This window comes from Spongiactinospora gelatinilytica (assembly GCF_003236385.1).
In the GTDB taxonomy this organism is placed as follows: Bacteria; Actinomycetota; Actinomycetes; order Streptosporangiales; family Streptosporangiaceae; genus Spongiactinospora; species Spongiactinospora gelatinilytica.
Map to the genome: position 1 here is coordinate 1 of NZ_POUA01000903.1, position 416 is coordinate 416.

Annotated in this window: 1 protein-coding gene; it reads left to right on the top strand. The window is 42.1% G+C overall.

What is annotated here, in order from left to right:
• The coding region (locus C1I98_RS46790; protein WP_267898119.1) for a nucleoside deaminase at nt 1–416 on the top strand (416 nt) is incomplete at both ends.

The window sequence follows — 416 nt, forward strand, 5'->3', positions numbered from 1 at the left end:
AAATTAATTTTTATATGAATGAAGCAATTAAAGAGGCCCAATTCGCCAAAATGATTGATGAGGTCCCCATTGGAGCAGTGGTTGTTCATGATGGTAAAATTATCGGTCGTGGTCATAACTTAAGAGAACACTCACAGGATTCAACCACTCATGCGGAAGTCTTAGCTATTACGGAAGCTTGCGCTTATTTAAAAAGCTGGCGGCTGTGGGATTGTCAGCTTTTTGTGACCATTGAACCATGCTTAATGTGTAGTGGAACCATCATCAATTCACAATTACCTCAAGTATTTTTTGGTGCTCGAGATCCTAAAGCAGGAGCGGTTCGAAGCCTGTATACCGTACTCGAAGATACGCGTTTAAACCATCAAGTGGCGGTTCATGAAGGGATTGAAGCTGACCGAGCATCGATGTTAATG